We start from the raw sequence: 26940 nt of genomic DNA, 5'->3' as shown, positions 1-26940 counted from the left end.
ATTCTAACTTGACCTTTGATAAAAATATTTACTTATAATATTATTATAAGTGTGTTGTTTATTTTGGCATTTAGTGGGGTGGGGAGTGTGTATGCACAACAACGCGTTACGAGTGCTAAAAGAGATACGGCACTCGCGGGCACTCCCGTTAACCTAACCGAACCTAGAAACCTCAGGCTCAGGGATGGTATTTTTGATCCCGATCCTCCCAATCTCATCCGAACAGTTGAATACGACCCTGCAACAAACCGATATATATTATATGAAAGAGTTGGTAACTTATTATATCGCCCGCCGCAGTATTTAACATTTGCCCAATATTTAAAGTTAAAAAGCCGATCCAATCAACGTATATATTATCAGCAGCTTGCCGATAATTATGCCTATGCTTCGCAACAGCCTGGTTTTATACCATCAATAAAAGTGCGCAGCCGTACTTTTGAACAGATTTTTGGTGGTCAAACTATCGATATCAGGCCACAGGGATCGGCAGAAATGATCCTGGCTGGCCAATTAAATCAAAACCAGAACCCGCTGTTTACCACCAGGCAGCGCAACCAGTTTAATTTTAATTTCGATCAGAAGATACAGCTGAACGTAACCGGAAATATTGGTGATAAGTTAAAAATAACTACCAATTATAATACTGACGCGCAGTTTCAGTTTGATAACCAGATAAAGCTGGATTACACCGGATCGCCAGACGAGATTATTCAGAAAGTGGAGGCAGGTACGGTAAGTATGCCTTTGAATACCACGCTTATTACGGGCAGCCAGGCTTTGTTTGGTATTAAAACCAAACTGAAATTTGGGCGCCTGGATGTAACGAGTATTTTGTCGCAACAGCGATCGCAATCCAAAACTATTACCATAACAAACGGGTCGCAGCAAGGGGAGTTCCGGGTTACACCTGCCGATTATGAAGCCAATAAACACTTCTTTTTATCACAGTATTTTCGTGATAATTATGATAAAGCGCTGTCGCGGATACCTATTATCAGTTCCAATGTCAATATTACCAAAATTGAGGTTTGGACAACCAATCGTACCAACGTAACCACCGATTCAAGGGATATATTGGCCTTCCTTGATCTGGGCGAAAATAACCCTTATAATAAAACACGGATACAAGGTGGCGGAAGCGTTTATCCGGCGGGGTTTAAAGGTCCGGGTTTTGCACAACAATCAAACTCTCTGCTTAACAATTTACCGGCAGATGTGCGCCAAACTAACTCGAACACCATAGCCAATTATTTTCAAAGTAGTGGAGCCACGGATAACTATTCCAAGCTTACTTACGCCCGTAAGCTTACCGATAAGGAGTATACCCTGCACCCTCAACTGGGATATATATCGCTCAATTACCCTTTAAATAATGATGAGGTACTGGCGGTTGCTTATCAGTATACGGTTAATGGACAGCAATACCAGGTGGGTGAGTTTAGCAGTGATGTGGCCGTTGATCCCAACACACCAAAAGTGTTATTTGTAAAGTTATTGAAAGGCGAATTGCTGAAAACCAATTTACCTACCTGGAAATTGATGATGAAGAACATTTATTCATTAGGCGCTTTTCAGGTTAGCCCCACCGATTTTAAACTTACGGTAACCCGGCTTGATGACAAATCAGGTATCGAAAAAACGGTGATGGAGGAAGGCCAGAACACTAAAGGAAAGCTCTGGCTGCAGATAACAGACCTCGATAATCTCAACCAGCAAAATAATACGCAGCCTGATGGCTATTTCGACTTTTTGGAGGGGATCACCATCGATTCGCAAAACGGCCGCATCATGTTCCCAGTGCTGGAACCCTTTGGCTCTGATCTGAATAAAAAGTTTTTGCCGGGGGAATCTGATCTGGCTAAACGATATGTATACCAGCCCCTGTATGATTCCACCAAAACCATAGCACAGCAATATTTTCCTAATTTAAACCGATATGTGATCAAGGGTACCTATACCTCTACGGGGGGCTCCGAGTATCAGCTCAACGCGGTGAATATTCCACAGGGATCGGTCAACGTTACTGCCGGTTCTTTAAAACTGCAAGAGGGTAATGATTACACGGTTGATTATAATTCCGGCCGTATCCGGATATTGAATCAGGCGCTGTTATCGTCGGGGCAACCGATCACGGTTAAACTGGAAAATAACGAACTGTTTGGCGTACAGCAAAAATCATTGTATGGATCGAGGTTTGATTATCACGTTAATGATAAACTGAACCTGGGAGGTACCATTATGCACCTTACCGAGCAACCGCTGAACCAGAATGAAGTTGCCGGGCAAGAGTCGATCTCCAATACTATATGGGGTTTTGATGCTAACTATAGTTCGGAATCACGATTGCTAACACGGCTGGTTGATAAGATCCCCTTTATCCATACCAAGGTACCGTCGTCTATCAATTTCTCGGGTGAGTTTGCGCAATTACTACCCGGCAGTCCCGGCGCCCTGAATTTTGCCGGCTCAAAAAACGGTACTTCCTACCTGGACGATTTTGAAAATAGCCAATCGGTAATTGACGTAAAAAGTGCCAACACCTGGCAAATATCAGGCACGCCGCAACTTTTTGATGAATCGAAATTATCAAACGATTTAAGCTACGGCTATAACCGGGCCAGGCTTGCATTTTATAACATCGATCCTATATTTTATACCAATACGGGTAGTATTCCGATATCAAAGTCGGAGCTTTCAAACCATTACGTAAGGCAGATCATTGAGCAAGAGGTGTTCCCGTACAAACAACCGGCTACCGGGCAACAATTAGCTATTTCTACACTTAACCTGGCTTTTTACCCAACCGTACGCGGGCCTTATAACTATACTACAACTGGCATTAATAGTGACGGTACGCTGCAAAATCCAAAATCGCGCTGGGGAGGTATGTTCCGGAAAATGGAAACCAATGATTTTGAATCATTAAACGTATCATACATTGAGTTTTGGGTGATGGACCCCTTTGTATACAAACCAAACTCGGCAGGTGGCGACCTGTATTTTAACCTGGGCAGCTTATCTGAAGATATATTAAAAGACGGACGTAAAAGTTTAGAGAATGCCTTACCTGTAAACGGCGATTTGTCGCAGGTTGATGAAACGAACTGGGGGCGTGTAACCAAACTGCAACCGGTAATAAACGCTTTTGATAACAATCCTGATTCGCGCAGGCTGCAGGACGTGGGTTTAGATGGTTTGAGCGATGCCGATGAAAAAAGGAAATTTGCACCCGTTGTACAGCAGTTGACAGGCCGGTTAAGTGCGCAGGCAGCCAATAATTTTTCTGCCGACCCATCTTCTGATGATTATCAATACTACCAGGGGCGTGATCTTGACCAGTCCAGGGCGGGTATTTTGGATCGCTATAGTAAATACAACGGTACCGACGGCAACTCCAAAACTGCCGAACAATCGCAGGCCGAACTCGGGATCCAGAACTCAGCTTCTACCTCACTGCCCGATGGTGAAGATATTAACCGCGATAATAATATGAGTATTGAAGATTCCTACTTTCAATACAAAGTATCCATCCGCCCCGGGGATATGGTAGTTGGCCAAAATTATATTAACGATAAACTTACCGCATCGGTAAAACTGGCCAATGGCAGTACACAAATGGTTAACTGGTACCAGTTCAGGATCCCAATAACCGATTATCAGGCCGCTGTGGGTAATATTCAGGATTTTAAAGCCATCCGTTTTATGCGGATGTTCATGACCAACTTTGCCGATACCGCCGTATTACGTTTTGCTACCTTGCAGCTGGTTCGCGGGGAATGGCGTTCTTTTAATACCGAAAGAAACCCACTCAATGTGATTGCTGACCCGGCTATTCCGAACCCTCCAATTGATAATTCTACGCTTGATGTACAGGCGGTGAGTATCGAACAAAACGGTAACCGTACGCCCATCCCGTATGTAGTACCGCCGGGGATTAATCGCCAGCGTAATTATAATAACCTGCAAACAGATACTAAACTTAATGAGCAATCACTTTCGTTAAGTGTTAAAAGTTTGCGCGATGGTTATTCGCGGGCTGCCTTTAAAACCTTTTTTAATGATCTGCGATCGTATAAGCGAATCCAAATGTTTGTGCATGCCGAAGGTGATCAGCTGAAGGACAATGACTTAAATGCTTTTATCCGTTTAGGGGTTGATTATCAGGACAACTATTATGAGTACCAGGTACCTTTAAAGGTTACAACGCCTGGTACCCGAGATCCGGACGCGATATGGCCCTCTGTCAACGCTATCGACCTTGAACTAGATTTGTTAACGCGAGCTAAATTGAAGCGTAATCATTCCAACGTGCCCTACAACCAGGTGTTTAAATACGTGGAAGGTAATCAAACCGTTTATATCAAAGGTCAGCCGGATCTGAGCAAGCTGCGTACCATTATGCTGGGGGTACGTAATCCTTACAAAGGCGCGCAACCATCAAATATTGACGATGGTCTGGATAAAACCGGTACCGTTTGGTTTGACGAACTAAGGTTAACCGATTTTGACCAACGTGGTGGCTGGGCCGCGACGGCCCGGTTTGACGCCAAGCTGGCCGATTTTGCCGATATCACTATCGCCGGCACTAAAACTACTATTGGCTTTGGTACGCTTGATTCCCGTTTGAACGACAGGAGCCGTAGTGATGATCAAACATATGACGTATCGGCCAATTTAGAGCTTGGAAAATTCTTCCCAGATAAGAGCGGTATCCACATCCCAACCTATGTCAACGTATCTAAACAAACTAGTATGCCACAATATGATCCGGGCGCACCCGATGTGGAGCTCAAAGCATCATTAGCTGCTGCAACCTCCAGTCGTGAACGCGACTCGATACGCAACGCTGCTGTTGATTATACCCTCCGAAGAAGTTTCAATTTTACCAACGTACATAAGGCAAGGACAGATCCTAATGCCCCCAGCCATTTATGGGATGTAGAAAACCTGAATGCCTCATACGCTTATACGGAATATACTCACCATGATTTTGTGACCCAAAATGATCTGGAAAAAACATACAATCTTACACTGGCCTATAATTATACAAATCAACCCAAATACTATAGTCCGTTTGCCAAAATCATTAAGAGTAACCTCCTGGCACTTTTCCGGGATATTAATTTCAGTATCTTGCCATCCCGGTTAAACCTGAGTATCAATTTTGATCGTTTTTATTCCGAAAATACCTTGCGGGATAATGACCCAAATAATTTTATCCCTGTACCTACAACCACTTTCAATAAATACTTTAATATTACCCGGGTTTACGGTATCGGCTGGAATCTTTCCAAATCATTGCAGATGGATATCGACGCGACCAATCTTTCGGTAGTTGATGAGCCTGCAGGTCGTATTAATGGCCTAAAACGGGATACCCTTTGGGATAACCTGAAAAAACTGGGCCGAACCACCAACTATAACCACACCATTAACTTTAACTATAACGTACCATTCACCAAAATACCGGGGATGGACTGGGTGGCTATGGTGGCCAGATACAGCGCGCATTTTAACTGGCAAACACAGCCTCTGTTTGCAATCAATGATCCTACGTATGATGTGGGTAATAGTATACAAAACTCCAGGGCCATACAGTTAAACCCTACATTAAATATGGTGTCGCTGTATAATAAGTTCCCGTTCATACGCAAAGCCAATAACCCTAATAATACCAAAACAGGCATTGATAAAGTCTTGATAGGATTGTTAACCAGCGTTAAAAACCTTAGTGCTACTTATACCCGCACCCAGGGTATATTTTTACCGGGATATTTACCACAGTCGGGCTTTTTTGGATCCGACGCCGGAGCACCCGGTTTAGGATTTTTACTGGGTAGCCAGGCCGATATCCGGGCCAAGGCTGTAGCCAACGGTTGGATCACGAGGGATACACTGCAAAACCAACTGTATGTAACCACCATGAATGAGGATATGCACTTCAGGGGTATCATTGAACCGTTTAAGGATCTGCGAATTGAACTTATCGCGTTTAAAACACAGGATCATAACTACCAGGCTAATTTTAAATACCTCCCATCAACCAATAGTATTGAAACTTTAAGCCCGGTAACCACCGGCAATTACAGCATATCATTTTTAACCATTGCTACGGCGTTCAAAAAAACAACCGGAGTAAATAATTCATCGCCTATTTATCAAAAGCTTTTGGATAGCCGCTCAACTATTTCCCAAAAACTGGGGGCAACAAACCCCAATTCTTCGGGTAGTACAGATGGCTATGCCGATGGTTATGGGCCAAACTCACAAAATGTACTGGTGCCGGCTTTCCTGGCGGCTTATACGGGTAAAAATCCTGCTAAAAGCAATCTTTCCCAGTTTCCGTCTATCCCGATACCTAACTGGCAGATCACTTATAACGGGTTGAGCAAGATTCCGTTTTTCCAGGATATTTTTGACTCGTTTGATCTGACACATGGCTACCGGTCGTCCTATAACGTAAGCGGTTTTACCTCTCTATTGCAATACCAGGAGGCTAATGGCGCCGTTAATTCACGGGATCTGAACAACGATTTTTTACCCCAATACCAGTTTTCGCAGGTAACTATTTTTGAGCAGTTTGTACCCTTGTTGGGCGCCAGTATCAGGTTCAAGAACAGCATGACCACCAATGTAGAGTACAGGCAAAGCCGGTCATTAAGTTTGAGCTTGCTAAACAGTCAGCTGGCGCAACAAAACGAGCGTATTATTGTGTTTGGTTTTGGGTATCATACCAAAAATTTCCATTTTCCGTTTGGCTGGTTTAGTGGACCGGGTAAGGATAATGATGTAAATTTCAAACTCGATTTCTCCCTGCGGGATAATAAAACCCTGATATACCGGGCGGATGTGGAAGCCGCCGAAATATCATCGGGTGCGCAAAATATTACTGTACGCCCATCCATTGATTATGTGATCAACCAGCGGTTTAATTTGAATCTGTTTTATGATTCAAATATTACCAGGCCATACACTTCGCAAACATTTAATACCGCGTATACCAATTTCGGTATCAACCTTAAATTGTTGCTGCAATAAGCTATAAGAATGCTATGGAAGATATTAAAGTTACGAGCTCGATAGACCTAAAAACTTATTATGCCATCTGTTTACGTATATATTTGAAAAAGCGTGCCCTTATACTTCTGATTCCGTTTGTGCTTGTACAAATCACCATTCTTATGGAGCCGCCGGTTTCCTGGGACGAGGAGCTTTGGCTAATTGGCATTTTTGCCGCATTGTATATTTTTAGTATCTGGGCAATGTACAGGGCTTGTAAAATACAAACGCAAAGAACACCTTATCTTAAAGAAACGGTACACTATAAGCTTAATCCCGATAAAATTGAATTATCCGGCAATTCATTTACCCATGTTTGTAGCTGGGAGTATGTAGGTACGCTAATGGAGCGCGAAAAGTACTTCATGCTGTTTAACCAGAACCGGACTTTTTACTACCTGCCAAAAGATGGTTTTGAGTCGCGCGAGGCTGCTGCCGGTTTTAAAGAAATGGTAAAAGAAAAAGGCATTAAATTTTCCTATAACTGATCCCCAAAAACTTTTTAAACCTTAAATTTTAATAAATTTTCGTTCAGAAACGGCGTAAAAACGGCCGGAAATTTGTTCAAAACCCCTCATTTTAACACTTTTTAACAAATTTTGAGGTCTTTTTAATGCGTTTTTTTAAATTTAAAAAGTATTAAATTATTGATTGTCAAATAACTACACGTAAAATGGTCGGTTGTTGACCTTGTTCTACCCTTAACAAAACAGCCCGGTTATCTGGTGAAAGATAACCGGGCTGTGATTCATATAAAGATACGAAAATTTAAGCAGAATACATAAACAAACAAGTTGGCCTGTCATGCTGAAGCCCGTCGAAGAGGCTTGCCCGCCATGCTTCGACGGGCTTCAGCATGACATCTCCGGGTTTTTCATGGTAACGTTTCTTACTTATTCAATTCTTTCTGCCGCTTTTTTTCGGCTCTGCGTTTTTTTCGGGCTTCTTTTCGGGCCTTGTGTTCGCGTTTGTTCTTTTGATGCTCCTCCAGTCGGGCTTTGGTTTCCTGTTGTTTTTTGGCATCAACACCAACGCAGGGTTTTATACCTTCGAGCAGGGTTTTCCACATCGTTTTAAAAAAAGGCGAATCTTTAGGGCGCAGGTAAACCACATTGGCCGAACGGGGTGTTTCGCCAGCCTTATCCGGGTTGTCATGTTTGATCACGAACAGGTTGGCAAACATCGACAATACCGAACGCTTTTTCAACCGGTCATTTGCGGTATCGGCCTGGAATATGTTTACCTTCAGGTTATTATATAAAAAACCAACATACCCTTTAAATACATTGGCATTGGCCTGTATATCAAAGCTTAACTCTTTAATGGTTCCTGAGGTAGCCTTCACCATAGCCAGTGGCATAACCGCGGGATTAATTGTTTGCAGGCTCATAGAGCCCAGGGTGCCTTTATACGTAAAGGCCGCATCTTTATCAGTTAGATTGAAAGCAAATTGTACATCCAGCTTACCCCGGTTCATGAAATAAGTGGTAAGGTTAACCATAGTAATATTGTTTTTGGCCAACGTAGCCTTGTTGGTGGTGATATTATAAAAATGACCACTGGTATTATTAAAGGTAACTGTACCCGTTTTGTTTGATTTATGATTAAACTCGGAGTACTCCACATTAATATGGTGCACGCGCAGAGTATCAATGTTCAGATCGGTACCTATCTGGTGTATCATTACATTAGGAAAGGTTTTTACCTTATCAACCGTTTCATCCTTTGTTTTATTGGGGTTGTTGAATACCCGGATGCTGCCCCGGTTCAACAGCAGGTTTGAGGCCGTTACCCGCCGGTATTTATGATAGCTTAAAAAATCAAAATTATTAAGCTGCAGGCTGTCGATATTCACCCCAAAGCGGTCGCTGTGACTTTTGCTAAAAAACAGATCTGTTTTGGCTGGTGAAAGACTTAGCCCTTCTACATTTAACTGCGATTTGAGTGTGGAAAGCTTGAGGTATTTGATCTTGTAGGTATACAAGCCACTTGCTGTTTTACCGGTATAGTTATTCAGTTCGGTTATTACATCCTTACAATAAAGCAGGCGGGAACGGTCTGTTTGCGTGGCCGAATCAATCAACAGGTCATTTGCCGTCAGGTTCATTTCCTTCAGTTCGGAAATAGCTACTTTATTGCCCGAGTAATCATGGTATTTAAACTTTACATCATTGAGCAGTATCTGCCCGATGTGGATAGATTTTAAGCTTTTGGAGATCTTTTGCCACGCCGTGCGATGATCTTTTAAAACCGTATCCTTAGTATGATTAAGCTGATAACTGATATTTACTTCGGGCTCGTTTAATATTACCCGCCCAATATTTAGTTTATGACTAAAATACAAAGTAAAAGGATGCACATGCTGTAAAACAAGTCGTTTTACCCGGAGCTCAACCAGGTTGTTTGGCGCCAGGTGCTGTTTTTTCTTTTGATTGTAAACCGCGGTATCCGGGGTGAGCGTAATATTGTAAAGTGTTAATTTCCCCTCCAGCACATGTAAGCGGGCATCGGTAAAATCAATACGGTACAGGCTATCGCTGCTGCTTAATACCACATCATGAACCTTGTTGGCCAAAATAGGCGACCAATACCGGTTAACCACCAGGGCCAGCAGAAAAATAATGATTACCGGTATCAGCACAAACTTAAATACTATTTTTTGCCACTTGTGCTTTAAAAATTTAAATTTCATTTACCGGTTTCTATCTCTTAGGGTTTTATTATTTTAGATCAACTGCTTTTGCCAGCTTTTGGTTTTAACTTCCGCTTTAATCAATAGCTTCTGGACATACTTCAGCCTTAAATTTATTAAACTTATACGGTAAAACACACCGTATTAATACCTTATTTTGATTTTTTTATAAAACATAACAAATGGCATTATATCATTCGATGTCCTTTTATAAAAATGCAGGGATTGATGCCGTAAGATAACGCGGCAGTTAACAGGTTATGGCATAAACGGTGACGAGGTAGGGTTATTGTTTTGGAGGTGAAAATGTGGTAGGACAATTTTAAACAAGCTGATGAACCGACTCGCCCTGTCATCGCTGCGCTCGACATCCCTCTCTTCGCCTGCGGCGGAAAGAGGGAGTTTTTTCTTTTTAGTTTTCGTCATCCTGAGGAACGAAGGATCTATTCTGCGATTGAAAAGTTCTATAATAGATGCTTCACTCCGTTCAGCATGACAAAGCTTTTTTCCTCTTTCTGCCGCAGGCGGATGAAGGGGAAGAGGCCTGCCCACAACTTGGGAAGATTAAATAGTTATTAAAAAAAATCAGTAATTCACTAAATCACTAATTGAATAATTAATACAAATGCTGCCAATATGTCATTTGGGTATTTAAATTTTATGTATTTTTGCAAACTAATTTTTACAATACATGATGGATTTGGTAATTCCGGATAAAACACATGACGAAAGCAGGCAGGGCGAAGCCCTGGTTTTAGAACCTGCGGCCGGTAAAAACAATGGCCGTAAGCTTTATATTGAAAGCTACGGCTGTGCCATGAATTTTTCGGACAGTGAGATAGTTGCATCAATTTTAGCCGAGCAGGGTTTTGAAACCACAGCCGATCATAACCTTGCCGATGTTATTTTTATAAATACCTGCTCCATCCGCGAAAACGCGGAGCAAAGGGTACGCAACCGGCTAAAAGAGTTTACGGTTGCCAAAGTAAAAAATCCCGGCCTGGTGGTAGGTGTGCTGGGCTGTATGGCCGAACGCCTGAAATCGAAATTTTTAGAAGAAGAAAAACTGGTTGATGTAGTGGTTGGTCCGGATGCATACCGCAACCTGCCCGAACTGATTGACCAGGTAGATAGCGGCCAGAAAGCGGTGAACGTACTGCTGTCGCGCGAGGAAACTTATGCCGATATCAGTCCTGTACGTTTAAACAGCAATGGTATCAATGCCTTTGTATCTATTATGCGTGGCTGCGATAATATGTGTTCGTTTTGTGTGGTACCATTTACCCGCGGTCGTGAACGCAGCCGAGATCCAAAATCAATTGTGGCTGAGTGTACCGATCTGTTTAATAAAGGTTACCGCGAGGTTACCTTGCTGGGGCAGAATGTGGATTCGTATAAATGGAAACAGCCTCAGCCTGCCCTCTCCAAAGGAGAGGGTTCTGATGAGCCGAATGCGGAGGAAGTCCTCTCCTTTGGAGAGGATTTAGGTGAGTCCGAAACTACCAATTTCGCTAACCTATTGGAACTGGTAGCCTTGATCAATCCTGATCTGCGGGTACGTTTTTCGACCTCGCATCCTAAGGATATCACCGATGATGTATTGTACACCATCAACCAGTACGAAAACATTTGCAACTATATACATCTGCCGGTACAATCGGGCAATAGCCGTATACTGGAAATGATGAACCGTACTTACGACAGGGAATGGTATATCAACCGTATCGATGCTATCCGCCGTATTATTCCGGATTGCGCGGTATCAACCGATGTGATCACCGGTTTTTGTTCGGAAACCGATGAGGAGCATCACGACACCGTAACCATGATGGATTACGTAAAATATGATTTTGCCTACATGTTTAAGTATAGCGAACGCCCGGGCACTTTGGCCGCGAAACGTTATGCTGATGACATCCCCGAGGAAATAAAACAAAAACGCCTGGCGCAGATTGTGGCCAAGCAGCAGGAGTATTCTTTTTACCGGATGCAAGCACGTATTGGCAAGGTAGAAAAAGTGCTGATAGAAGGATACTCCAAAAAATCAGACAAAGACTATTGCGGCCGCAGCGATCAGAACGCCATGGTGATTTTCCCGGTAGGCGACAATTATAAACCAGGCGAATACGTGAACGTGCTGATTGAAAAAACAACATCTGCTACATTGATAGGGAAAGTGGTAGAATAGAGGCAGGAAGTCAAGAATCAAGAGACAAGAAAGGAAGCTTAGAGATTGGTGAAGCACAATTTTAAAAGTTTGAAAATTTGGCAAAGGTCAATGGATCTAACCGATTTAACTTATGAATTTTGCAAGGGATTACCAATCGATGAACGCTTTAACCTCATTGATCAACTTAACAGATGCTCGTGTTCGATCCCTTCAAATATAGCTGAAGGATCTGGAAAGAGAACAAAGGTTCACTTTGCCGAGTTTTTAACTACATCGCTTTCATCGGCGTTTGAAGTAGAAACGCAATTATTGATATGTGAACGCAGAGCTTATGGTTCTGAGGAAAAATTAAAAGAATGCTTAGAATTAGTTATTGAAATTCAAAAGATGATATTCAATTTTAGAGAATATATTTTGAAAAGTAATGATTAAAACCGAATTAGGATTCAATGCTGAAACTTTTGTCTTGGTTGTTGATGTCCTGATTCTTGAATCTATTGAAATTCAAAAGATGATATTCAATTTTAGAGAATATATTTTGAAAAGTAATGATTAAAACCGAATTAGGATTCAATGCTGAAACTTTTGTCTTGGTTCTTGATGTCCTGATTCTTGAATCTCTTTATGGAAGTACAAGAAATAAAACAACGCTTTGGTATCATTGGCAATTCGCCATTGCTTAACCGGGCTATAAATATTGCTAACCAGGTATCGCCAACAGATATTTCGGTATTGATAACCGGCGAAAGCGGGAGTGGTAAGGAGGTGTTTTCGCACATCATACACCAGATGAGTCCGCGTAAGCACGGGCCGTTTATAGCGGTGAACTGCGGCGCTATACCAGAGGGTACTATTGATTCGGAATTGTTCGGTCACGAAAAAGGCGCCTATACCGGTGCTGTTGGTGAGCGTAAAGGTTATTTTGAAACGGTGAACGGCGGTACCATCTTTTTGGATGAGATTGCCGAAATGCCTTTAGGCACACAGGCGCGTTTGTTGCGCGTGCTGGAATCGGGTCAATACATCAAGGTAGGCTCGTCTAAAGTCGAAAAAACAAACGTGCGTGTTATAGCCGCTACTAATGTTGATGTGTACGATGCTGTAAAGAATGGCAAATTCAGGGAAGATCTTTATTACAGGTTAAATACTGTTCCGCTGCGCATACCACCACTGCGCGACCGGAAGGAAGATGTTTACCTGCTTTTCCGGAAATTTACGTCAGACTTTACCGATAAATACCGTACACCACCCATCCAACTGGACGATGAGGCGCAACAGATATTGATAAATTACTCATGGCCGGGTAACGTAAGGCAGCTTAAAAATATGGCCGAACAACTGGCCGTATTGGAGCGCGACCGTATCATCACCGCGCAAACACTGCTTACTTACATTCCGCACGAAACCAGCAACCGCAATTTGCCCATGCGTTTGGACAATCAGCCTAAAGAGGATTTTTCTGAAAGGGATATCCTGTATAAAGTGCTGTTTGATATGAAGCGCGATATGGTAGAACTAAAAAAACTGGTAGCCGATATTATTGAACATGGGGGAGTAGCCGCCAACTACAGTAATCATTCGCAAACTATCAATCAGTTGTACCGCGATATTGAGCTGCCCGGAAACCCCGAAGCGCAATTTACTTTGCAACAACCCGTTAATACGGTAAATAATAACAGCAATAATAATAACGTTGATGCCTATAATATAACGCATGATGCCGAAGAGGTGGAAGAATCGTTATCACTGATAGAAAAAGAATCGGACCTGATACGTAAAGCGTTAAAGAAACATAAGGGCAAACGCAAGCTGGCTGCTAATGAACTGGGTATATCAGAACGTACCCTTTACCGGAAAATAAAAGAATTAAATTTATAAGCTAAATGAAAAAGTTTTTTGGGGTCGTTGTTTGTTCGCTAAGCTTGCTGTTGTCATCTTGCTATACACTCAGAAATGCTTCTATCCCTCCGGGTATGAAAACCCTTGACGTGCAGTTTTTTGAAAATAACTCGCCCCTGGTGGTAGCCAACCTGAGCCAAACTTTTACCGAGAATTTAAAGACCCGGATACGTAACCAAAGTAGTCTAAGTCTTTCCCGTAATGCCGACGCGGATGCTACCTTATCGGGCAGTATTATAGGGTATACCATTGCGCCGGTTTCTATCCAGGCGGTAGCCAATAACGTAGCCCCTATTGCCGATGCGAACAGGCTGACGATTACCGTAAAGGTTAAATTTGTTTTTAACAGTGCAAAGACTCCTGCCGAGAAAAAGATTAGCTTTGAACAGGATTTTACCAATTATCAGGATTATAAAGGGGATATAGGAGCGCAGGAGCAAAGCCTGATAAAAACGATAACGGATAAGATAACAGAAGATATTTTTAACAAAGCCTTTTCTAATTGGTAGGCAATTCGTACTTTCAACCACGTGGATCAAGACTTGAATAACAGGCAGAACGGAATATTATTGGAATTGTTGGCTAATCCGGCTAATATCGGGCAGCAGCATAGCTATAATTTGCAGCAACTGGTTAATGAATTTCCGCAGAGCGGCTTACTGCGTGCTGTACTTGCCCGTGCAGGTAACGGCACCGATCTGAAACAGGCTGCCGCTTATTTTGATCCGCAATTTTTATACAAACTCATTCATGAGGCCGACAGTCTGGCTGTAGTATCACCAGCACAAATTGCCGGGAGTTCTGCAAATTTGGTCAGCCATCAAAACGGTGAAAACTTTGCCGGCGAAAATTATTTTAATATTGGACAGGTATCTGAACATACCATAACCAATGAACACCTCGCTGCAGAACTGCATGCCGAGGATCAGTTTGTGAATAAGAACAGGCTGCCCGCCGAAACTGATGAAGATCACTCGGAAACACAATCTGTAGTAACTGAGCCTGTAGCTTCTGTTCCGCCTGCTCAGCATGATATAGATGATGAGGTGTATGATGAAATAAGGGGTATTGATGAACCGGCTAAACCTGTTGTTGCGCACCCTCACGATGGTATTGAAGACGAGGTTTATGATGAGATATTAGGTATTGAGCATATTCACCTTCCTAAACAGGAGAAAGTACAGGAAGAGCCTGTTGCCAATGAAAAAACAAAGGACACGGAGACCGAACCTGATGCGATATCTGAAGATTGGGTGATAGGCAGTATAGCCGGCAGCGATTACTTTATGTTTGATAAATCGGTTGCTGACCAAAGGCATCATGAAGAGGCAAAAAAAGAAGTGACTTCACCTGTGGCCGAAACAGTAACTCACGCCGATACGAAAAGTAAGGATGTATCCAGGTATGATGATGAGAAAATGCCTTATACCTTTATGTGGTGGCTGGATAAAACCCGTAAGGAATATGCTGCTACTTATCAGCCGTACTCAAGTCCTGAACCGGTAAAGGCAACCCGCGTACAGCAAGGCAATAACAATGAACCTGCTGCAGATGCTTTACAGCAGCAGTACGTTGAAAATATTTTCCATGTACGGTCATTAGAGGAATTGGAAAAAACACCTCAGCCGGATGTGCCCGAGATTAAACGGAAAGAAGATGTGATCATTGACCGCTTTATACAGGAGGAGCCGCAGATACGGCCACCCGCCATGGATAAACTGGACAATGAGAACAAAGCCAAAAAGAGCTCCGAGGACCGGAATGACCTGGTAAGCGAAACACTTGCCCAGATTTACGCCGACCAAATGCTTTACCACAAAGCAATAGCTACTTATAAAAAATTGATGTTGAAATTCCCGGAAAAAAGCCGTTACTTTGCCACCCAAATTGAACAGTTAGAAAAGAAAACCAATTAATATAAAGAAATGTATTTAGTTTTAATTATCATTGCCATTATCGTTTGCATCCTTTTAGGCCTTATTGTGCTTATCCAAAACCCTAAAGGTGGTGGTTTATCATCAAATTTCTCCAGCTCATCACAATTGATGGGTGTACAAAAAACCGGCGACTTTTTAGAAAAAGGTACCTGGGTGCTGGCCATTAGTTTAATGGTGTTATCATTGGCTATTAACGTAGCTGTAAAAGGTGGTGCTTCAACAGGCAACAGTGGTTCTGTATCGCGTGAGCAAATTGAAAAAGCTTCAAAACCATCAGCGCCAGCAAGTGCACCGTTGAGCTTACCTTCAACACCAACACCTGCACCGGCTAAGCCAGATGCAAAACCTGCTAAATAACTATAGCGGTCAAAAAAATAAAAAAAGGCTTTGGACATGTCCAAAGCCTTTTTTGTGAATATAGCCTTAGAAAAACCAGAGACTTTATTGCCGATAGTAAAGGATATTATTAATTTAGTTCCCCCAGTAATTTTTAACAGCATAATAATGACGAGTTCTGTAACTAACCCGAAAAAGGGGTTTGAAGATGTCCTTGGAGGACTGTTTTTGATGATAGCATTTACATTAGTTTGGACAGTAATTAGCGAGTTTGCGCTACGTGGACGGGATTATTGGAGTATAGGTCTGCTGTTTATTATAGTGATCGGGTTTTTCCTGATCGCCTATAGGAAATTTTATACAGCATCTAAAAAAATTAAAGGCGAAACGGTTACTGTTTCGGCCGAAGACAAGTCTAAAAGTAAATGGTTCAATATTATTTTTATAGTGGAGGGAGTAGCGATATTTGTTGTGGTAAATGTGTTGAATAACACGGGCCATGGCAATTATTTTATCTCCTGTTTCGCGCTTATTGTGGGCTTACATTTTTTTCCGTTAGGAAAAATAATGCAGCGCAAGGCTTATTATCTTATGGGCGGCTTTATTTCGCTGGGTGCTATTCTGGGAATTATCCTGACCAATAAAGGGTTTCCTGCGTATGAAGTTACCGGCATGGTAGGCGCCTGGTGCGCTCTGGCTACCTCGGCCTATGGCATAACATTAATAAGAAGAGGAAACCAATTGCTATTAAACAGCAGCACGCAAAGCTATCAGCCAGGTGGCTAAGATTTAGTTATTGCTTGTAAATAACGCTGTTTTACAGAAACAAGTAACTGACATGATGGCACGGGGATATTAAAAGATTGTTAAGCACCAAAAATAAAATAACCTTTAGCTGACATTACAACAGTTTAACCTGTCAATATTGGCCATTGTATTTGCTTGGCATAATTGATGAGGAATTGGAGTCGAAAACTTAAATAAAATAAACAGATATAACTATGTCATTAAACATTAAACCAATCGGCGACAGGGTTGTGGTGGAAGCTGCAGCTGCCGAAGAGAAGACCGCTTCGGGAATTATTATCCCGGATACCGCTAAAGAAAAACCTCAGCGTGGAACTATCGTTGCAGTTGGCGATGGTAAAGTAGATGAGCCTTTAACCGTAAAAGTTGGTGACCAGGTTTTATATGGAAAATATGCAGGTACCGAAATTACTTATGAAGGTAAAGAGTATCTGATCATGCGTGAATCTGATATTTACGCGGTACTTTAATTAGGGAATGGGTGAATCAGTGATTTAGTGAATGTTTTTTACCGATCATCAAAACACCCCAATTTAAATTAAAATCAAAAATTAATTATTAGGTAGTGAAGCTTTAATCACTAATTTACTAACTCAATAATTCAATAACTAAACAAAAATGGCAAAACAAGTTAAATACAATGTTGAAGCACGCGACGCCCTGAAACGCGGTGTTGATATTTTAGCCAACGCGGTTAAAGTAACATTAGGTCCAAAAGGTCGTAACGTAATTATTGATAAAAAATTCGGTTCACCAGCTATCACTAAGGATGGTGTAACTGTAGCTAAAGAGATTGAACTGAAAGATGCTTTAGAAAACATGGGTGCCCAAATGGTGAAAGAAGTAGCTTCAAAAACTGCTGATATCGCTGGTGATGGTACTACTACCGCTACCGTTTTAGCTCAGGCTATCGTTACTGCAGGTATTAAAAACGTTGCAGCCGGCGCTAACCCAATGGATCTGAAACGCGGTATCGACAAAGCTGTTGCAGAAGTTGTTAAAAACCTGCAAAGCCAATCACAAACTGTTGGCGAAGACAATAACAAAATCAAACAAGTTGCTGCTATCTCTGCAAATAACGACGAGGTTATCGGTTCGTTAATTGCCGAAGCAATGGCTAAAGTTGGTAAAGACGGTGTAATTACTGTTGAGGAAGCAAAAGGTACCGAAACCGAAGTTAAAACTGTAGAAGGTATGCAGTTTGACCGTGGTTACCTTTCTCCTTACTTTGTTACCAATGCTGACAAAATGGAAGTTGAACTGGAAAATCCTTACATCCTGATCTATGATAAAAAGATCTCTTCGATGAAAGAATTACTTCCTATCCTGGAAAAACAAGTTCAAACCGGTAAACCATTATTGATCATTGCAGAGGATCTTGACGGCGAAGCTTTAGCTACTTTGGTAGTTAACAAGATTCGTGGTTCATTGAAAGTGGCTGCTGTTAAAGCTCCAGGCTTTGGCGATCGTCGTAAAGCGATGTTAGAGGATATCGCTATCCTTACTGGTGGTACTTTAATTTCTGAAGAAAGAGGTTTCAAATTAGAGAACGCTGATCTTTCTTACTTAGGTACTGCCGAGAAAGTAATTATCGACAAAGATAATACTACCGTTATCAACGGTGCTGGTTCTGCCGAAGAGATCAAAGGCCGTGTAAGCCAGATCAAATCTCAGATCGAGTCAACTACATCTGATTATGACCGCGAAAAATTACAGGAGCGTTTAGCCAAATTATCTGGTGGTGTTGCCGTATTGTACGTAGGTGCTGCTACAGAAGTAGAAATGAAAGAGAAAAAAGACCGTGTTGATGATGCTTTACATGCAACCCGTGCAGCTGTTGAAGAAGGTATTGTTGCCGGTGGTGGGGTTGCCTTCATCCGTGCGGTAGGTGCTTTAGCTGATCTTAAAGGCGAGAACGAAGACGAGAACACTGGTATCCAGATCATCCGTCGCGCTATCGAAGAGCCTTTACGTCAGATCTGCGAAAACGCTGGTATCGAAGGTTCAATCGTTGTGCAAAAAGTTAAAGAAGGCACTGCCGACTTTGGTTACAACGCACGTACCGATAAATATGAAAACTTAATTGGTGCTGGTGTTATCGACCCAACTAAAGTAAGCCGTGTAGCTTTAGAGAACGCAGCTTCAATCGCAGCTATGTTGTTAACAACAGAAGTTGTATTGGCTGATGATCCTGAAGATGCTCCAGCTGGTGGTCCACCAATGGGTGGCGGCGGCATGGGCGGCATGATGTAAGCCGCCAGCCCCCTGAAGGGGTGTTTAAAAAATATACACAATACAAATCCCTGTCTGGTTTTCCAGACGGGGATTTTGTTTTTAGAAGCATTTTGGGTCATGAAAAAGTAAACGGATAGTCACGAGTTAATCATTTGATTAATTTAGTGTATTTTCTATATTATCGTTCCGTATTTTTGCGTAACAAATCTGAAACTCAATACTCCGGGCATAAGATTTGCGTATTACAAGTATCATGAAAAAAATAGTTCAAACATCAAAATTAGTGCGCAGTGCCATAGTAGATTGGGTGCTGATCAAAGGCCCTGAGCTGTTTGTAACTATTTACGGTAAATAATAAATTTTTACCTTTGCTTTCAGTTATGAAAGTAGAAGAATTTTATCAGCAATTTCATCATTGGCTAATCACCCGCGGGCCAAATTACGTAGGCGGGGTCATCATATTTTTTATTGGTCTTTGGGTTATCAAGATTATCCGTACGCGTATGCGCAACCGGATGATCAGAAGAGGTATCCATTCATCTTTACAGCCCTTTTTTCTGAGCCTTACCATTACCGCGCTTTATGTGCTGCTGGTAATCTGGGTAATGAATATTATTGGCTGGGAAATGACCATTTTTACCACCATTATCGGTGCGTTCAGTGTAGCGGCAGGTTTGGCACTGTCGGGCACATTTCAAAACTTTGCCGGCGGCGTATTGATATTGCTATTGAAGCCGTTTGAATTTAATGACAGCATACAGGCTCAGGGGCAGGATGGCAAGGTAACTTCCATACAAATGTTCTACACGGTTTTACTTACTGCCGATAATAAAACGGTCATCATTCCTAATGGTAAGCTGTTTAACGAGGTTATTATCAACGTAACCCGCGAAGGGAAACGCCGCCTGGATTTTGAAGTAAAAGTGGGCTATGCCAATGATGTGGAGAAAGTAAGAGGGATTATTGAGAACGCCATAAGTACAAGCTCTGGTTTGTTGAAAACACCAGCCTCAAGGGTTGGTATTAATAGCCTGGAGATAGATTCCATCAGATATGTGATCAATGTATGGGTTCAGCCGGATAATTTTTTAACAGCCAAAATGGCCCTTCAGGAAAAGATCATCAAAGATCTGGGTGCGGCTGGAGTATCGTTCCCGAAAGCAGGATAGGATGGGGAAGAGAATCAAGAGATAAGAATCAGGAAATTTTTTTAGGTACTCATTGATGTCATTTCGACCGGAGGGAGAAATCTTCTGCGCCTAACATATCTTGGCGTAAAAGATCTCTCCTCGTACCTCGTTCGAGATGACATTTGTTTTTAGACGATGGTTATATAGTAATTAAATACGTTTGTCATTCTGAGCGACAGCGAAGAATCTATTTTACAATATGCATAGTTCGTTAATAGATCCTTCGCTGTCGCTCAGGATGACAAACTTGAAGAAATGTATAGAACAGTATTATAGTCTTGACTCTAATCTCTTGCTTCTCTTCCACCCTTAAATCTTTTGCTTAGCCTTAATTTCCAGATACCGGTTAATGGTATTAATGGTCAAATTTTGAGGTGCGCTCAGGATAGATTGGATGCCGTGTTTGGCTAGCTCTTTTACGATGAGCTTTTTATCGTAGGCAAACTTTTCGGCTATGGTTTTAATGTAAATGCCTTCTACATCGGCAGCGGGTTGCTCGCTCAATTTTTTCAGCTCGGTATTTTCAAAAAACACCACCAATAGCAGGTGGTATTTGGCTATTCTTTTTAAAAAGGGTAACTGCCTGTTTAATGCATTCAGGCTCTCATAATTAGTAAAAAATACTACCAGGCTACGTTGTTTGATCACCCTGCGTACAGTGGCAAACAGCAACTCCATATTGGTTTCCAGGTAGCGAGTTTTCTCTTTGTATAAAGCTTCGAGTATTTTGTTCAGGTGGGCAGGACGCCTTTCGGCAGGTATTACCGCTCCCAGTTTTTCAGATACGGTGATCAGCCCGGCTTTATCTTCTTTCAATAGCGCCACGTTTGATAATACCAGGCTGGCGTTGATGGCATAATCCAGCAGGCTCAGTCCCTCAAAAGGCATTTTCATGGCCCTTGATTTATCAATAACACAGTATATATGCTGCGATTTTTCGTCGGTATAGGAGTTTACCATCAGATTGCCTTGTCTTGCGGTGGCTTTCCAGTTAATGGTGCGATAATCATCACCCTGAACATAATTTTTTACCTGCTCAAACTCCATGCTGTGCCCAATACGGCGAATTTTTTTGATGCCGATATCGGTAAGTCGGTTGGATATGGCCATCAGCTCATATTTGCGCATCTGCAGAAAGGACGGGTATACCGGTAAGGTTTCTGCCTGCTCAAAATTATAACGCCGCCTGATAAAGCCTAAAGGCGATTTAACGTACACCCGGATATCGCCAAATTCATATTCGCCCCGGCGTGTTGGTCTTAATACATAATTGATGAGTTTTTTTTCATGCGGTTTCAGACTGGTTTTAAACCAGATATCACGCTTTTGAAACTGGAAAGGGATCTCGTCAATAATACCAACACTGACAGAGAAACTGTACCAGTTTTCGATATATACACCCAGATCGTTATTATCGCTGTTACTCAGGCGTTCGGGCGCATGGCGTTTGGCAAATACCCCGTTTGCTATACGGTATAGCAGTAATACATCTATCAAAAATAATATCACCAGCACCCCAAATGCCAGGGTTGGAATAAAGCCCAGCCACGGAAAAAAGAACGAAAATAAAAACAACACCACACTGCAGGTTAAAGCTGCAAACAGGCGGTTTGTTAAAAATAGGTTTCTATAAAAGAGGCTGATGAATTTTTTCACTATAAGCTGTTGATTAAGTATCAAGTAGCTAGTATCAAGATTTTTGACTACATGGGTAAATGAAGCAGTCGTGATACTTGATACTAGCTACTTGATACTAACTTCTATCTCGGTATTTCCAATTTTTGTATGATCTGCGCTACCACATCATCCGGGCTCACACCTTCCATTTCCTTATCCGGCGTAAGCATAATACGGTGCCTTAATACCGGTGCGGCTACGTAAATAATATCATCTGGTGTAATAAAATCGCGGCCCTTGATAGCAGCAACGGCTTTAGCGGCATTGATTATGGCCAGCGACGCACGTGGCGAACCACCCAGGAATAATGATTTATGGTTACGGGTTTCGTGAATGATCTTAGCAACAAACTCCAATAGTTTGGCTTCTACATGGAACGACCGTACCTGCTGCCGAAGGGCAATAATATCCGCACCCGATAAAACCGGCTGTATATGACTTAGCTGGTCGGTAGTTTTTTGCTGATGCTGACGGGTAATGATGGCTATCTCTTCTTCCAGCGTTGGGTATTTGATTTCTACTTTAAATAAAAACCTGTCGAGCTGGGCTTCGGGTAAACGATAGGTACCTTCCTGCTCCACCGGGTTTTGTGTGGCCAGAACGGTGAAAGGTTCCTGCATTTTATAGGTATGCCCGTCGATAGTTACCTGACGCTCTTCCATCACCTCAAACAAAGCCGATTGGGTTTTGGCCGGGGCGCGGTTAATTTCATCTATCAGGATGATGTTGCCAAAAACAGGGCCCTGTTTAAATTCAAACTCCGCATTCTTAGGGTTAAATACAGATGTGCCCAATATATCCGAGGGCATGAGGTCGGGTGTAAACTGGATGCGTGAATAGCGGGCGTCAATAGCTTTGGAGATCAGTTTAGCGGTAAGGGTTTTGGCCACGCCAGGAACTCCCTCTATCAGGATGTGCCCATCGGCCAGGATACCTGCGATAAGCAGGTCGATGGAATCCTGTTGCCCTACAATGATCTGCGCAAGTGTATATTTAATTTGATTAACCGCGGTACTGAGTTTGCTCAGATCGGTTCTGTTTTCAAAATTCTCATTTTCCATTATATCCGGTTTGGCTGTAAAATTTCTCTATTAATTTATTCAATTCAATCAATTCCCTATCGGTTACCTGCTGCTGCGTACTGATGAAATTTACCGCGCTGATGAGCGAGTTGGCAAAACCACCATCGATACCCGTTTTTTGCGACAAGATGTCGATAAACTCCTGATTGAGCTTACTGGTTTTTAAACGGTAACGCTCCCTGATATGATCAAGCAGATAAATAACTTTTTTATGGGCAATGTTGGCGTTATTGCGTTTTTCATAATATACCTGACCCACAACAGTTACAAAATCAAGTGTGGAATTGGGCAAAGGCTCAATCACCGGGATTACACGCTGGCGGCGTTTCATCTCATAAAAAACAAACAGGAGTATACTGCCCAGGCTTAGGTAATAGGCCCATTGCAAAGCCGGGTTGGCGAAAAATACCCGCAATGGCGATATATCTTCGGGGATGTCTCCGTTTTGATACTGGTCCCAGTAAACATGTTGGGCCCGGGGCAGGTATGATAAGGCTTTGGATACGTAATCGGCTCCCTGTGGGGTTAACAGGCTGTAGTTGGTAAAAACATCGGGAGTTGCACACAGGTACAATGTACCCTTGCCAAATTTATAGCTTAAAAAAGTAGCATGATCTGCATAGTTTTTGCCTATTACCATAGCTTTGGCGGTGTCGAGCTCCGAAAAATATTGGTTTGCAATGTCCCGCTTAAATACATAGTTATTGGTTGCCTTTAACTGTGGGTTGGTAAAGTTGATAGATACATTTTTTGTGGCATATTCTGCCCGACTCTCCATTTTCAAAGTATCCGTAATAAAGCCGCGCCACTCAAAAGCCGACATAAACACCGAGTTACCGGCTTTGATATATTTCACCATTGCCTCAAAATCAAATTTATTAAGAGTGATGTTTTTGGCTATGATAATATAGTTTCCCTGTTGCAAGCTATCGCCGTGAAAAGCATTATAGACTGATTTATTGGTTCTGGTTAATTCGGCATTAGGATAAATGTCTTTTAGCCGGTCATATAATAAATAAGTGCCGAAGGGAATCTCATCCTTATAATACAGGGTTGATTGCCAGTTAACCGGTTTGGGTTTGTTGTACTGTGCCACCACGTAACCTATCAATGCCAGGCTGGCTATAGTGATATAGATCTTAAAATCTTTCATGCTATGCCTTTGTTAAAATCCTGGAATATGGTATTGATGTTTTTGAAAGTTTGCCCATCGATGGCAAATTCGCCGTACCAAACATATTCAAACTGTAAGGTCAATGAACTGAAAAGCTGGCGCTGATGGGCGTTGGTCAGTTCGTCAATATAGGCGCTGTTGGTTTTATCAATTTGCCATTTGATCAAATCGGCATCGCTAAGCTGTTTTAAACATTTTAAATAAAGCAAGCGTACGGCCAGGCGGTAATTATGCTGAGCTACGGCCTTTTCAATTTCGTCATCAAAGTTAATATCATGAATATTCTCCAACGATTCGGTAAAAGGTAAGTTGGCTGATGTGGGCTTGCGCCGGAAAATGTTGAGCATGTCAATGCCCATAAGCTTAAGCACCAGAAATACTATAGCAGCCAAACCCGCGGCCAGAAGCAGGTATTGCAAAACATATGATAATATCCTCAGGAAAGGGCTCATACCATGCTGGCCCAGCTTTATAGGTTTAAACAAACTCCAGAACCAGCGCCAGAAACGGTCCCACCAGGAAGGTGTTGTATCGGTATCATCCCGGTACTGAAACTCAGGCTGTTTGCTGTGAACTGCAATAGTGGCAGTGTCTAAACGGCGCAAGGTTATCTTTGCCGTGTCGGTTTTAAGCACAAGTGGTTGTTTAACAGGTTTAACAGCCGGAACCGCCCCGTTGCCCGCGTAAACAAGTAGTACAAAAAAGATAGTACACAACAGGCGCAGCATGATCAATATTCTTCGGCCGGTAAATCGGTATTGGGTGTGGTAGTACCCAGTTTGTTTATCTTATCCATTAAGCTGGTGCCATCTTTGCTTTCGGTTAAGTTAAAATAGCAAAGTGCTAATGCGGTTACAGGCAAAACGCCAAATACCTGGCAAAGCTGTTGCAAAGCCGCCCCAATAATGGCAGCAGGAGCCGAAAACGCAGCGCCACCTTTTTGCGGAGCGGTGATCAGGCTTATCATGTTAATAATAGTTGTAGGTATGGTGATTACTACTATAGCCACGTAAAAAATTATCCATATCACCACCAATGCACCAAAGGTTACCCACCAGTTATCCTTGATCAGAAAGAAACTCCTGCTAAAGGCATAGCCAAAGCTGGCGTTCTCTATCACCATGATCGGAAATATCAAAGCAAAAATAGGGGAAAGATAAATCCCTGGTACGCCGCAAAGCAACGATGCGAAAATGAGTAATATATGCAGCAGTATCGAGCTGCCCAGTACCCGCAGAAAGTAATATTTAATATAACCCCACATCTCTTCGGTGGTGGGCACCTGCTTGCCTTTTTCTTTGTACAGGGCTATGTAGCTTAAAAAGGTAACCGTTAAAGCAGTAAAGCTCAGTATTCCAAAAAGGATGAGTAAAAAATACTCGGGTCCAAAAAAACTGAATGGCGACGGCTTGTATTGATTGGTGTTAAAAGCGCCTGCACGCAGACTGTTCATTGTACCGGCCCATTTTAACTGGTACAGCGCCGCGCATACAATACCGCCTGCTACAAAAATACCGCAAAAGGTAAAAAAGTATTTCAGCAACGGTTTAATATTTTGCCTGATAAATAAAAAGGTATCGCTTATAATTTCGCCAAAATCGCGGATCTTGGCTAACTCAACTTTGGGTTGCATGATGGGTATAGGTTTGGGTTGCTTTATAAATTTTATTGGGGTATATGATCACATACCAAATAATGAACAATAATGATGATGCTAATATAGTAATACTAAGCCACATCGGTATTTCGGTGTGGCGGGTTACAAAACCTTCAAAAAACGCCGCTACAATTAATATGGGGATAATGCCAATGGCCACTTTCATGCCATCTTTAGCACCTCTTTTTAAGGATACCATACGCTTATAAGTTTTTGGGAACAATAGGCTGTTCCCCAGGATAATGCCGGCAGCGCCTGCTATAATAATGGCCGAGATCTCCAACGTGCCATGTATCCATATCACCAGGATTGATTTTACACCCAACCCTTTGCTGAAAAAATAATACTGGAATGAACCCAGCATAATGCCATTACGAAAAAGATAATAAACCGTACCAACGGTGAATATAATACCACTCACAAAAGTTACCAGGGATACGTAAATGTTATTGGCTGCTATACCTAAAAACATCAAAGTTTCGCTGCCGTTCTTGTACACACCAAAAGGGTCGCCTTTCATAATGTTGGCATTGGTCATGTCCACGTACTGGTCGCCCAGGATCAGGCGTACAAAATTTTCATCATATTTAGCCGATAGTGCGCCTATCAAACAAAAAACCATAAAGAAAAGGAAAGCGTAAAGCAATTGCTTTTGATAGGTTTTAAACAATAAAGGTAGTTCATACTTCCAGAAGGTGAGGAACCGGTTGCTCTTTTCGCTTTTATTTTTGTAAATGGATTGATGCAAACCGGCGGCAAGCCCGTTCAGGTACGCGGTAGTTTTTGATTTGGGATAAAATGTCTTGGCATAAGCCAGATCATCGGTTATCTGGATAAACCTATCGGCAAGCTCGTCTGGATCATTGGTTGGTTCCTGCTCAAAGCTGGCCCATTTCTGAGAATTTTGCTTAACAAAAAGAGGTTCCCGCATGAATTGCCGTATAAAAATTATTTGGTTAAAATAATTACAAAAGAGCTATATAACAACTAAAAAAGACAGATTTACATTTTATATTTGAGTC

19 protein-coding genes are annotated in these 26940 nt (G+C 42.1%); 12 read left to right on the top strand and 7 right to left on the bottom strand.

Annotation, left to right across the window (positions count from 1 at the left end; genetic code table 11):
* Positions 1-15 precede the first annotated feature (15 nt).
* Both sprA and ACTJKG_RS20105 read left to right on the top strand, forming a co-directional pair.
* Entirely contained in the window at positions 16-7041 is a 7026-nt protein-coding gene (sprA, locus tag ACTJKG_RS20110; protein ID WP_440740249.1) for a cell surface protein SprA, read from the top strand.
* 14 nt (positions 7042-7055) lie between these two features.
* Positions 7056-7550 carry a YcxB family protein gene (locus ACTJKG_RS20105; protein ID WP_440740248.1) on the top strand — a complete coding sequence of 165 codons (495 nt, stop codon included), beginning with the start codon at positions 7056-7058 and terminating at the stop codon, positions 7548-7550.
* Positions 7551-7951: 401 nt separating this feature from the next.
* Here the strand turns inward: ACTJKG_RS20105 and ACTJKG_RS20100 are convergent, their stop codons facing one another.
* A complete protein-coding gene (locus tag ACTJKG_RS20100; protein WP_440740247.1) occupies positions 7952-9754 on the bottom strand; it encodes a hypothetical protein in 1803 nt (600 codons plus the stop codon).
* Between the two features lie 691 nt (positions 9755-10445).
* Here ACTJKG_RS20100 and ACTJKG_RS20095 point away from each other — a divergent pair.
* The 10 genes from ACTJKG_RS20095 to ACTJKG_RS20050 all read left to right on the top strand — a co-directional run bounded on the left by ACTJKG_RS20095 (position 10446) and on the right by ACTJKG_RS20050 (position 20307).
* Positions 10446-11942 carry a MiaB/RimO family radical SAM methylthiotransferase gene (locus ACTJKG_RS20095; RefSeq protein WP_440740246.1) on the top strand — a complete coding sequence of 499 codons (1497 nt, stop codon included), beginning with the start codon at positions 10446-10448 and terminating at the stop codon, positions 11940-11942.
* Between the two features lie 48 nt (positions 11943-11990).
* Positions 11991-12356 carry a four helix bundle protein gene (locus tag ACTJKG_RS20090; protein ID WP_440740245.1) on the top strand — a complete coding sequence of 122 codons (366 nt, stop codon included), beginning with the start codon at positions 11991-11993 and terminating at the stop codon, positions 12354-12356.
* A gap of 192 nt (positions 12357-12548) precedes the next feature.
* On the top strand, positions 12549-13802 hold the full coding sequence (locus ACTJKG_RS20085; protein ID WP_440740244.1) for a sigma-54 interaction domain-containing protein: 1254 nt from the start codon (positions 12549-12551) through the stop codon (positions 13800-13802).
* Positions 13803-13807: 5 nt separating this feature from the next.
* Positions 13808-14332 (top strand): LptE family protein, encoded by a 525-nt coding sequence (locus ACTJKG_RS20080; RefSeq protein ID WP_172337481.1) that lies wholly within the window; start codon positions 13808-13810, stop codon positions 14330-14332.
* Positions 14333-14353: 21 nt separating this feature from the next.
* Entirely contained in the window at positions 14354-15739 is a 1386-nt protein-coding gene (locus ACTJKG_RS20075; RefSeq protein ID WP_440740243.1) for a hypothetical protein, read from the top strand.
* A gap of 9 nt (positions 15740-15748) precedes the next feature.
* On the top strand, positions 15749-16117 hold the full coding sequence (gene secG, locus ACTJKG_RS20070; RefSeq protein WP_172337479.1) for a preprotein translocase subunit SecG: 369 nt from the start codon (positions 15749-15751) through the stop codon (positions 16115-16117).
* Between the two features lie 147 nt (positions 16118-16264).
* Complete coding sequence (locus ACTJKG_RS20065; protein ID WP_440740242.1) at positions 16265-16882, top strand: DUF7010 family protein; 618 nt, start codon at positions 16265-16267, stop codon at positions 16880-16882.
* A gap of 215 nt (positions 16883-17097) precedes the next feature.
* Positions 17098-17373, top strand: a complete 276-nt coding sequence (gene groES, locus ACTJKG_RS20060; protein ID WP_076375713.1) for a co-chaperone GroES — start codon at positions 17098-17100, stop codon at positions 17371-17373.
* Positions 17374-17521: 148 nt separating this feature from the next.
* Positions 17522-19156 carry a chaperonin GroEL gene (gene groL, locus ACTJKG_RS20055; protein WP_172337477.1) on the top strand — a complete coding sequence of 545 codons (1635 nt, stop codon included), beginning with the start codon at positions 17522-17524 and terminating at the stop codon, positions 19154-19156.
* Positions 19157-19518: 362 nt separating this feature from the next.
* On the top strand, positions 19519-20307 hold the full coding sequence (locus tag ACTJKG_RS20050) for a mechanosensitive ion channel family protein (RefSeq protein ID WP_440740241.1): 789 nt from the start codon (positions 19519-19521) through the stop codon (positions 20305-20307).
* A 330-nt stretch (positions 20308-20637) separates the two neighbouring features.
* On the opposite strand, the gene ACTJKG_RS20045 is transcribed toward ACTJKG_RS20050, so the two are convergent.
* From ACTJKG_RS20045 to ACTJKG_RS20020, 6 genes are all read right to left on the bottom strand, one after another.
* Positions 20638-21984 carry a DUF58 domain-containing protein gene (locus tag ACTJKG_RS20045; protein WP_440740240.1) on the bottom strand — a complete coding sequence of 449 codons (1347 nt, stop codon included), beginning with the start codon at positions 21982-21984 and terminating at the stop codon, positions 20638-20640.
* Between the two features lie 104 nt (positions 21985-22088).
* The gene (locus ACTJKG_RS20040) at positions 22089-23066 is read right to left on the bottom strand and encodes an AAA family ATPase (RefSeq protein WP_172337474.1); all 978 of its coding nucleotides are present in this window, start codon (positions 23064-23066) and stop codon (positions 22089-22091) included.
* The gene (locus tag ACTJKG_RS20035; RefSeq protein ID WP_440740239.1) at positions 23056-24240 is read right to left on the bottom strand and encodes a DUF4350 domain-containing protein; all 1185 of its coding nucleotides are present in this window, start codon (positions 24238-24240) and stop codon (positions 23056-23058) included. Before ACTJKG_RS20035 ends, ACTJKG_RS20040 begins: the two co-directional genes overlap by 11 nt.
* Entirely contained in the window at positions 24237-24989 is a 753-nt protein-coding gene (locus tag ACTJKG_RS20030; RefSeq protein ID WP_440740238.1) for a DUF4129 domain-containing protein, read from the bottom strand. Before ACTJKG_RS20030 ends, ACTJKG_RS20035 begins: the two co-directional genes overlap by 4 nt.
* Before the next feature lie 2 nt (positions 24990-24991).
* Entirely contained in the window at positions 24992-25894 is a 903-nt protein-coding gene (locus tag ACTJKG_RS20025) for a hypothetical protein (RefSeq protein ID WP_172337471.1), read from the bottom strand.
* Positions 25878-26849: a stage II sporulation protein M gene (locus ACTJKG_RS20020; protein WP_440740237.1), complete on the bottom strand. Its 972-nt coding sequence runs from the start codon at positions 26847-26849 to the stop codon at positions 25878-25880. Before ACTJKG_RS20020 ends, ACTJKG_RS20025 begins: the two co-directional genes overlap by 17 nt.
* Positions 26850-26940: the final 91 nt, after the last annotated feature.

It is taken from the genome of Mucilaginibacter sp. 22184, assembly GCF_052045695.1.
GTDB lineage: Bacteria > Bacteroidota > Bacteroidia > Sphingobacteriales > Sphingobacteriaceae > Mucilaginibacter.
Note: the sequence above shows the minus strand (reverse complement) of the source record. Positions and strands in the feature narration are given on the sequence as shown.

Bases quoted from the DNA above. Each gene is read 5' to 3' on its own strand.
- ACTJKG_RS20105 (WP_440740248.1), top strand. From the start codon at position 7,056: ATGGAAGATATTAAAGTTACGAGCTCGATAGACCTAAAAACTTATTAT.
- ACTJKG_RS20100 (WP_440740247.1), bottom strand. From the start codon at position 9,754: ATGAAATTTAAATTTTTAAAGCACAAGTGGCAAAAAATAGTATTTAAG.
- ACTJKG_RS20095 (WP_440740246.1), top strand. From the start codon at position 10,446: ATGATGGATTTGGTAATTCCGGATAAAACACATGACGAAAGCAGGCAG.
- ACTJKG_RS20085 (WP_440740244.1), top strand. From the start codon at position 12,549: ATGGAAGTACAAGAAATAAAACAACGCTTTGGTATCATTGGCAATTCG.
- ACTJKG_RS20080 (WP_172337481.1), top strand. From the start codon at position 13,808: ATGAAAAAGTTTTTTGGGGTCGTTGTTTGTTCGCTAAGCTTGCTGTTG.
- secG (WP_172337479.1), top strand. From the start codon at position 15,749: ATGTATTTAGTTTTAATTATCATTGCCATTATCGTTTGCATCCTTTTA.
- ACTJKG_RS20065 (WP_440740242.1), top strand. From the start codon at position 16,265: ATGACGAGTTCTGTAACTAACCCGAAAAAGGGGTTTGAAGATGTCCTT.
- groES (WP_076375713.1), top strand. From the start codon at position 17,098: ATGTCATTAAACATTAAACCAATCGGCGACAGGGTTGTGGTGGAAGCT.
- groL (WP_172337477.1), top strand. From the start codon at position 17,522: ATGGCAAAACAAGTTAAATACAATGTTGAAGCACGCGACGCCCTGAAA.
- ACTJKG_RS20050 (WP_440740241.1), top strand. From the start codon at position 19,519: ATGAAAGTAGAAGAATTTTATCAGCAATTTCATCATTGGCTAATCACC.
- ACTJKG_RS20040 (WP_172337474.1), bottom strand. From the start codon at position 23,066: ATGGAAAATGAGAATTTTGAAAACAGAACCGATCTGAGCAAACTCAGT.
- ACTJKG_RS20035 (WP_440740239.1), bottom strand. From the start codon at position 24,240: ATGAAAGATTTTAAGATCTATATCACTATAGCCAGCCTGGCATTGATA.
- ACTJKG_RS20030 (WP_440740238.1), bottom strand. From the start codon at position 24,989: ATGCTGCGCCTGTTGTGTACTATCTTTTTTGTACTACTTGTTTACGCG.
- ACTJKG_RS20025 (WP_172337471.1), bottom strand. From the start codon at position 25,894: ATGCAACCCAAAGTTGAGTTAGCCAAGATCCGCGATTTTGGCGAAATT.
- ACTJKG_RS20020 (WP_440740237.1), bottom strand. From the start codon at position 26,849: ATGCGGGAACCTCTTTTTGTTAAGCAAAATTCTCAGAAATGGGCCAGC.